Consider the following 8,526-nt stretch of genomic DNA (forward strand, 5'->3'; position numbering starts at 1 on the left):
GGCGGGGGGCAGGGGGGCGGACGCTTCGGCCAGCAGACGCGCCGGCACACGCCGGGCCTGCCGGGTCTGCGCACCGCACCGCCGCCCGGTCACCGCCGTCGCAACCCCGGCAATCTGGCCGCCGCGCGGGAGCGCGTTCTGCTCGCCGTGATCATCAATCATCCCGAGTTGTTTGATGAGTTGGGCGAATCGCTGGGCATGCTGCCGTTTCCCGACCGGGAACTGGAGGAATTGCGCCAAGCGGTCATCGGATTGCTTGCCGAACGGCGGGAAAACGACTCGGGACTTGACGCCGCATCGCTTTGTCGCCACTTGTCTTCCGCCGGCTATGATACCATTGTCCGCTCTCTGCTCAGCGAGTCGACCTATGTCCATGCCGGCTTTGCACGCCCGGATGCGTCCTCCTTGGACGCGAAACGGGGGTGGTGGCCGACATGGCATCACCTGCATCACAGGCAGGTGATGGCCGATTTGAGAGAAGCGGAGGCGGCTTTGGCCCGTGACAACAGCGAGGCAAACTTCGCGCGGGTCGTGGCCCTTCAACAGGAGGTCATCAGGTCCGGAATGGGTATGACGGATGACGAGGATCTCGACGATGCCTAGCGGCCGGCGCCGCCGGGCGTGGTGCGGAAGGGAAGGGCCGGAGAGAATGAGACCTGGAAGGGTCTGGCCGGACAAGGTCCGGAACGGTTCACAACCGGTTTAAGCAGGTGCGGATCGACAGCGGGGGGCCGCTGCGATGCGTGCTATGGGTTTTTATAATGGGGTAATGCGGGGGCATCGATCGCATGGCCACGAAAGCTGCGAACAGCGTTGAAGTTTCCGAAGCCCGGGACGAGGCCGGCGACGGCCCGCTCATGGACGGCATGGGTCTTGCCGTCAAGAAGATGATCGCCCGCGGCAAGGAGCGTGGCTACGTCACCTATGACGAGCTGAACGCTGCCCTGCCGCAGGATACGTCGTCTTCCGAACAGATCGAAGACACGATGGCCATGCTCTCCGAGATGGGCATCAACATCGTCGAATCGGAAGAGCAGGACGCGGAGGGCAACGCCAACGCCGACGGCGAGGGCGAAGGCCGGTCCGCCGGCAATCTGGACGACGACGACATCGGCCGCACCGACGATCCCGTGCGCATGTATCTGCGCGAGATGGGATCGGTCGAACTGCTGTCCCGCGAGGGCGAAATCGCCATCGCCAAGCGCATCGAGGCCGGGCGTGAGATGATGATCGGGGCGATTTGCGAATCGCCGCTGACCATCCGCGCCATCCTCGAGTGGCACGACGCCCTCATGGAAGGGAAGATGCTGCTGCGCGACATCATCGACCTGGACGCCACCTATGGCGGCGGCCCGGACGGTGAGGAAATCCCCGAAGGTCTGGCCGAGCCGGTGGAAGCCGCCCCGCAGGAGACCGAGGAGGAGCGTCCGCCGCGCCCCGAGGGCGAAAGCGAGGAGGAAGGCGACGAGGACGGCGACAACAGCCTGTCCCTGTCGGCCATGGAAGCCGCGCTGAAGCCGCAGGTCATCGAGACCTTCGAGAAGATCAAGACCACCTACGACAAGCTGCACAAGCTGCATGAGGGCCGCATCGCGGCCATCCAGCGCGGCGAGGACGTGGCCAAGCAGTCGGACAAGAAGTACGACAAGCTCAAGACCGAGATGGTCGAGCTGATGAACACGGTGCGCCTGAACAACCAGCGCATCGAGCAGCTTGTTGAGCAGCTCTACGCCTTGAACCGCAAGCTGACTGGCTTCGAAGGCAAGCTGCTGCGCATGGCGACCGACTGCCGCGTGAAGCGCGAGGACTTCCTCAACCACTATTTCGGGCACGAACTCGACCCGAACTGGCTGGAGCGCATCCGCGGCCTGAACCCCAAGACCTGGGGCAAGTTCTACGACAAGTACGAGGCCGACATCCGCAAGACGCGCGACGGCGTGTCGAGCATCTCGGATGAGGCCAAGCTGCCGATCAGCGAGTTCCGGCGCATCGTCTCCACCGTCCAGAAGGGCGAGAAGGAAGCGAGCCGCGCGAAGAAAGAGATGGTCGAGGCCAACCTGCGCCTCGTGATTTCCATCGCGAAGAAGTACACGAACCGCGGCCTGCAGTTCCTGGACCTGATCCAGGAGGGCAACATCGGCCTGATGAAGGCGGTGGACAAGTTCGAGTACCGGCGCGGCTACAAGTTCTCGACCTACGCGACGTGGTGGATCCGTCAGGCGATAACCCGCTCGATCGCCGACCAGGCGCGGACCATCCGCATCCCGGTCCACATGATCGAGACGATCAACAAGCTGGTCCGCACCAGCCGCCAGATGCTGCACGAGATCGGCCGCGAGCCGACCCCGGAGGAGCTGGCGGAACGCCTGATGATGCCACTGGAGAAGGTCCGCAAGGTCCTGAAGATCGCCAAGGAGCCGATCTCCCTCGAAACGCCGATCGGCGACGAGGAGGATTCGCATCTCGGCGACTTCATCGAGGACAAGAACGCGGTCCTGCCGCTCGACGCCGCCATCCAGGCGAACCTGCGCGAGACGACGACCCGCGTGTTGGCCTCGCTGACGCCGCGCGAGGAGCGTGTGCTGCGCATGCGCTTCGGCATCGGCATGAACACCGACCACACGCTGGAAGAGGTCGGCCAGCAGTTCAACGTGACGCGCGAGCGCATTCGCCAGATCGAGGCGAAGGCCCTGCGCAAGCTGAAGCACCCGTCGCGGTCGCGCAAGCTGCGCAGCTTCCTGGACACCTGAGGTTTCCGGGGCAGGCTCGATACAGACTGCGATCGTATGAAAAGCGGGGGACCTTCGGGTCCCCTGTTTTCATTTTGGGCTTTGGCCTCTGTCGAACGGGGTTGCATAAGCTTCCGGTTCTGGGCACATTCGGCATCCCTCGGTGGGGGCCTGTAGTTCAGCGGTTAGAACGCGCCGCTCATAACGGTGTTGTCGTCGGTTCGAATCCGGCCGGGCCCACCAATCCTTCAAGGGGGTGGCTGTCCCTGTAAGGGGAAAAGCACGTTGCTGGGAAAGCAGCCGGTCGGCCGCTCATTTCCCTACCGCCCATCGCAGCATCGTTGTTGATTGGCAGGATGCCGCCTTCTGCTGCAGGCGGTGCAAGATCGCGTCACCATTGTCCCAGCGCCACTTGCCGAAAACGACTAAAACGCCGTCGGATCGCCTGATCCAACCACGTTCAACGAAGCGTCATGGGAATTTTCATGAGAAGAGGAGAGTGGCGCGCCCGAAGAGATTCGAACTCCTGACCCCCAGATTCGTAGTCTGGTGCTCTATCCAGCTGAGCTACGGGCGCTTCTCTCTGCCGCGGCGTCGGCGAGGCCGTCGTCTGCGGTGGCGCGGTTTTTAATCGGGCCGTGACCGGAAGGCAACCAAAATCGTCCGGCTCGTGAAATTTTTCCGGCAAGGGGATGTCAGCCCTTTGACGGACTACAGAATGGCGGCGGTTGGGCTTACCTTGGCGTGGAGAGCGACCAGCCAGAAGGGCATTTGAGAACAGCTATGGGCATGACGTTTCTGAGCCGCGCCGTTATGGGGCCGGTGGGGTTGCTGACGGCGCTTTCCGTGACGGCAACGATCGGGGCGGCGGCAATCGCGACGGCACAGGCGGCGGACGACCGGTCCGGCGCCGCGGTGCTGGTGTCCGCGGCCATCGGCAACGAGGTCGTCCAGATGGTCGAACTCGGCCCGAAGGTCATCCAGGTGACCGTCAACGACCGCGTCGTCTACGAGGACCGCGAGGGGCGCACCCTGTCCTTCGTGAACGCCTACAACATGGAAGGGCGCTGGCTGGTGCTGCTTCAGGAAAGCGTGGACGGCAAATGCGCCGCGCGCTTCCGCGTGCTCGACCTCGGCGGAACCAAGGCCTCCGTCTCGCTGCCGTTCGGGACCTGCAGCGACGCGCCGAAGGTGGAGCAGGCCGACCGGACACTGACCGTTTCGCTGCCGGCTTCGGACGGAAAGAGCACGGCGGCCTGGAACTACCGGGACGGGATGCTCGTTCGCATGCGCTGAATGGAAAGGGAGCGGCGAGGACCGTGGGACATCTGAACCTCTGGCACGTCAACAAGGCGATCTCGCTTCTCGGCAGCACATCCTTCGTGCTGCCGGTGGCAGGCATCCTGATCGTGATGCTGTGGCGCCGCCATTCGGCGGTCTCGGCGGCGCGCTGGCTGGCCGTGCTGGCCATGCTGATGGGCTCGGTGGCGCTTCTGAAGATCCTGGGGCACGCCTGCGGCATCCGCCTGTTCGACGACCGGCTGACCAGCCCCAGCGGCCACGCCGCCCTCGCCGCCGCCGTCTATGGGGCGGTCGGGGTGATGGCGGCGCGCTCGCTGGACGGCTGGCGGCGTGGCGTGGTTGTCCTCGGCGCCCTCGGGTTGGTGGGGGGCGTCGCGGCATCGCGAATCCTGCTGCGCTATCATTCCGTGACGGAGGTGGTGGTCGGCCTCGTCCTCGGCGGGCTGGCAGTGGCGGCCTTCGCGCAGAGCTTCAACCGGATGACCCCGTCGCGCCTGAACCTCAGCCCGCTGGTCCTCGCCCTGGTCGTTCTGTTCGGCGTCGCCACCTACGCGCTCGGCGACCGCACCAACGCGGAGCCGATGCTGAAGCATTTCGCCTATCTGCTCCGTGAGGAATCCCCGGTCTGCGGCCCGATGCCGCCGCTGAACAGTTTCCTCGAACGGCTGTAACGGATGTTTTCCTTGTCGGATGCGACGTTCGTTCAGGGTTGGTCTTCCCTGGACTTGGCAACCGGAATGTTTGCCTTGCGGCATCGGTTGAGGGTTGAGAGCGGGCTTGCGACGGGGCATGGTGTGGGCTTATACCGACGCCCCCGTTCCTGACCCGTTCTGCCTTTTCGGTATCCCTTCCGGCCCATGTCGCTGTTCGGTTCCCTTCCTCGCGCCGCCACCACCGCCAGCGCGACGGTCTCCTTTTCGCAGGAGGATCTGGCGCGCGTCTTCGATGCGAAGACGCTGCAGCGCGGGCGCACGCTCATCCTGACCGGGGCGGTGACGCTCCTGGAGGCGGAAGCGCGGATCGCCGCCACGGTCACCGACCTCGGCCGGACGCTGTCGGTGACCGTCGTTCCGGTGCGCGGGCGCAGCCGGGTGGTCTTCGACAAGAGCTGCACCTGCGGGCGCAACGCCTGCGCCCATATGGCCGCGGCGGCGCTGATGACGCTGGATGCCCGCCCGGAAGGGCGGCAGATGTCCCTGTTCGACGCGCCCCCGGCGGCGGAGCCCCCGGCGCTCCAGGCGCTTCCCGATCAGGCCCCTGCACCGGTGCCGCTTCCGGAACCGGTGCCGCCACCACCACCCGATCCGGTGCTCAGTGTCCGCTGGACTCTGGAGCCGGGCAAGGACGACGCGGCCATGTTCGTCTCCGCCGTCATCGCGGTGGAGGGGGCGGGGGAGGGCGACGACGTCTCCACCCCGGCCAGCCCGCGCGACGTGCTGGCCCGCGCGCCGCGCAGCCTGGACGGCGACGTGGACCGCGCCATTGCCCGGATGCTCGGCGGCGGCGGGGTGGTGCGCACGCCGGTCGCCAAGAGCCGCGGCGACGTGGTGGACCGCATCCTGCGCCGGCTGCTCGGCTGCGGGCGGCTGCGCTGGCGCGGCGGCACAGTGCTGGCGGAGGGGGCAGGGATGACCATCCGCGCCTTCCGCGACCCGGCGACGCGCAAGCTGCGCCCGACCGGCCTGCCGCCCGGCGCCGCGCTGATCAAGGGGCTGGGCTATTGGTGCGTCGATCCGAAGGCCGGCACCGTCTGCCCCGTCGAGTTGCAGGTCGTCGAGGTGCCGAAGCCCAAGGCCGCGGTTCCCCCGCCCGCCGCCAAGGCGGCGCCCACGAAGGCGGCACTCCTAAAGGCCTCCGCCCGGCCCGCGCCGGTGCGATCGGCGCCCGAGCGTCCGGACTTCCCGGCGGCCTCCGCTTTTGCCGCGGGCATGCCCGGCGGCGTGCGCATGGGCTCCGACCCCGCCGCCACCATCGTCGAGCGCGACCCGCGCGTCGTCGCCCGGCTGGGCCGAGTGGTGTCGCCGGACGGCGGTCTGGTGGACGTGCTGCGGCTGGCCTTCGACTACGGCGAGGACGATTCGCCGTCGGAGATCGAGCCCGACGACCAGCGCCAGTTCGCCCGCGTCGAGGAGCCCGCCGGGGCGGTCTTCGTCCGCCGCGACAAGGCGCTGGAGCAGGGGGCGCTGGACCGGCTGGCCGCCTTCGGCTTCGCCCAGGCGCGCATCGAGCCGCCCAAGGGCCAGTTGAACGCCCGCGGCACCCGCGTGCACTGGCTGACCGGCAAGGACGCCGATGAGCGCTGGTCGGCCTTTCTGAAGACCGAGGTGCCGGCCCTGCGCAAGGACGGCTGGACCGTCGAGATCGGCGCCGACTTCGGCACCCGCGTCGTCGAGGCGAACGAGGATGTCGCGGTCGCCGTGCGCGATTCCGGCGACGGCTGGTTCGACCTCGACGTCGGCGTGGAGATCGACGGCGAGCGCCGCGCCCTGCTGCCCATCCTGGCGACGCTGATCGAGCGCGGCGGCATGGAGGCGACCCGCGTCATCGACGGGCGCGCCCATCTGGTGCTGGACGACGGCAACGTGCTGGCCCTGCCGGCGGAGCGGGTCGAGCGGTTGATGAGCGTCCTGGAATCGATGCTCGACAGCGGGCGGCGGCTCGACGACACGCTGAAGGTGCCGCTGACCGAGGCCGACGGCCTGCTGGACATCGACGACCTGATCGCCCGGCGCACCGAGGACACCGGCCAGATCGACCGCTACCTGCGCACCATCCAGGAGCAGGAGATGCCGGCGGAGATGGACCCGCCGCCGGGCTTCCAGGGCACGCTGCGCGACTACCAGCGCGTCGGCCTCGCTTGGATGCAGGGGTTGCGGGCCAACCGGGTGGCCGGCATCCTGGCCGACGACATGGGCTTGGGCAAGACGGCCCAGACGCTGGCCCACATTGCCATGGAGGAGAAGGAGGGCCGGCTGACCGACCCCTGCCTCGTCGTCGTTCCGACCAGCCTCGTCCCCAACTGGGTGGCCGAGGCGCAGCGCTTCACGCCGCACCTGCGGGTGGTCGTGCTGCACGGGCTGGACCGGCACGAGAAGCTGGGCGACCTCGACCGCGCCCACATCGTGGTGACCACCTACGGCGTGGTCGGCCGCGACGTCGAGGTGCTGAAGCGCCGGGACTGGCACATGCTGATCCTCGACGAGGCGCAGGCCATCAAGAACCCGGACAGCAAGGCGACCCGTGCCGTCTGCGCGCTGAACGCCCGCAATCGACTCTGCCTGTCCGGCACGCCGGTGGAGAACAATCTCGGCGAGTTGTGGAGCCAGTTCGCCTTCCTGATGCCCGGCCTGCTCGGCGACCGCAAGGAGTTCGGGCGCCGCTACCGCACGCCTATCGAGAAGCGCGCCGACGGCACCCGCGCCAAACAGCTGATGCGCCGCATCCGCCCCTTCCTGCTGCGCCGCACCAAGGAGGCCGTGGCCAAGGAGCTGCCGCCGAAGACCGAGGTGGTGGTGCGCATCGACTTGGAGCCGGCGCAGCGCGACCTCTACGAGACCATCCGCCTGTCGGTGAACGAGACGGTGCGGGCGGCGCTGGCGGTCAGCGGCGTGTCGCGCAACGCCATCACCATCATCGACGCGCTCCTGAAGTTGCGGCAGGTTTGCTGCGACCCGCGTCTGGTCAAGATCCCCGCCGCCGGCAAGGTGAAGGAGACCGCGAAGCTCGACGCCCTGACCGACATGGTGCTGGAGATGGTGCCGGAAGGCCGGCGTATCCTGATCTTCTCGCAGTTCACCTCCATGCTCGACCTTATCAAGCTGCGGTTGGAGGAGGCGAAGATCGGCTATGTCGAGCTGACCGGGCGCACGCTGGACCGCGCGGAGCCGGTAAACCGCTTCCAGAACCGCGAGGTGCCGGTCTTCCTCATCAGCCTGAAGGCGGGCGGGCGCGGCTTGAACCTGACGGCGGCGGACACGGTGATCCACTACGATCCCTGGTGGAACCCGGCGGCGGAGGATCAGGCGACCGACCGCGCCTACCGAATCGGGCAGGACAAGCCGGTCTTCGTCTACAAGCTGATCGCCGCCGACACGGTGGAGGAGCGCATCCTCGACCTGCAACGGCGCAAAGGAAACCTGTCCGACGCAACCATCGAGGGCAGCGGTCTCATCAGTGCACTTGAAGGCGGGGACATCGACTATCTGCTGGGTAGGGCGGCGGACTGACCGCACCCTCGGGATTACCGCCCTTCCCGGTCTGGCCTTTGCGGCACCATGGCATAGATCCTTGACGACGAAAGCATTGCGTTCGTTTCCCTTGCAACGGGGAGGGCCATGGCATCGACGAAGCGGGACACCGCACCCGATCCGGAACGGCTCATCGGCGCGTGGCGCGATGCCGCCGCGGACGCCCGCCGTTGGCGTGACGATCCGGACCGCGTGGCCGCCCTGAAGGCGGCGCGCACCCGGCTGCACCAACCGCCACCGCCGCCGCC

At 67.4% G+C, this 8,526-nt stretch carries 4 protein-coding genes, 2 tRNA genes and 1 pseudogene; 6 read left to right on the forward strand and 1 reads right to left on the reverse strand.

Annotated elements, in window-relative coordinates; genetic code table 11:
* The 3 genes and pseudogenes from Q4I23_RS27590 to Q4I23_RS27600 all read left to right on the forward strand — a co-directional run.
* Positions 1-603: pseudogene (locus Q4I23_RS27590) on the forward strand (DNA primase); the annotation flags it as partial.
* Between the two features lie 185 nt (positions 604-788).
* On the forward strand, positions 789-2,750 hold the full coding sequence (rpoD, locus tag Q4I23_RS27595; RefSeq protein ID WP_237903236.1) for an RNA polymerase sigma factor RpoD: 1,962 nt from the start codon (positions 789-791) through the stop codon (positions 2,748-2,750).
* A 146-nt stretch (positions 2,751-2,896) separates the two neighbouring features.
* Positions 2,897-2,972 (forward strand) — tRNA-Ile (locus Q4I23_RS27600).
* Between the two features lie 257 nt (positions 2,973-3,229).
* Here Q4I23_RS27600 and Q4I23_RS27605 read toward each other — a convergent pair.
* Positions 3,230-3,306: transfer RNA gene (locus Q4I23_RS27605), tRNA-Arg, on the reverse strand.
* 212 nt (positions 3,307-3,518) lie between these two features.
* Between Q4I23_RS27605 and Q4I23_RS27610 the strand changes: the two genes are divergently transcribed.
* From Q4I23_RS27610 to Q4I23_RS27620, 3 genes are all read left to right on the forward strand, one after another.
* Positions 3,519-4,025 (forward strand): hypothetical protein, encoded by a 507-nt coding sequence (locus tag Q4I23_RS27610; RefSeq protein ID WP_201044682.1) that lies wholly within the window; start codon positions 3,519-3,521, stop codon positions 4,023-4,025.
* A gap of 23 nt (positions 4,026-4,048) precedes the next feature.
* Positions 4,049-4,702 carry a phosphatase PAP2 family protein gene (locus Q4I23_RS27615; protein ID WP_237903237.1) on the forward strand — a complete coding sequence of 218 codons (654 nt, stop codon included), beginning with the start codon at positions 4,049-4,051 and terminating at the stop codon, positions 4,700-4,702.
* Between the two features lie 186 nt (positions 4,703-4,888).
* Positions 4,889-8,257, forward strand: a complete 3,369-nt coding sequence (locus Q4I23_RS27620; RefSeq protein WP_498528332.1) for a DEAD/DEAH box helicase — start codon at positions 4,889-4,891, stop codon at positions 8,255-8,257.
* The last annotated feature ends 269 nt before the right edge of the window (positions 8,258-8,526 follow it).

The organism is Azospirillum sp. UFLA03-27 (genome assembly GCF_059803775.1).

What these genes read in the sequence shown, in the direction of transcription:
- rpoD (WP_237903236.1), top strand. Translation starts at nt 789, where the DNA reads ATGGCCACGAAAGCTGCGAACAGCGTTGAAGTTTCCGAAGCCCGGGAC.
- Q4I23_RS27610 (WP_201044682.1), top strand. Translation starts at nt 3,519, where the DNA reads ATGACGTTTCTGAGCCGCGCCGTTATGGGGCCGGTGGGGTTGCTGACG.
- Q4I23_RS27620 (WP_498528332.1), top strand. Translation starts at nt 4,889, where the DNA reads ATGTCGCTGTTCGGTTCCCTTCCTCGCGCCGCCACCACCGCCAGCGCG.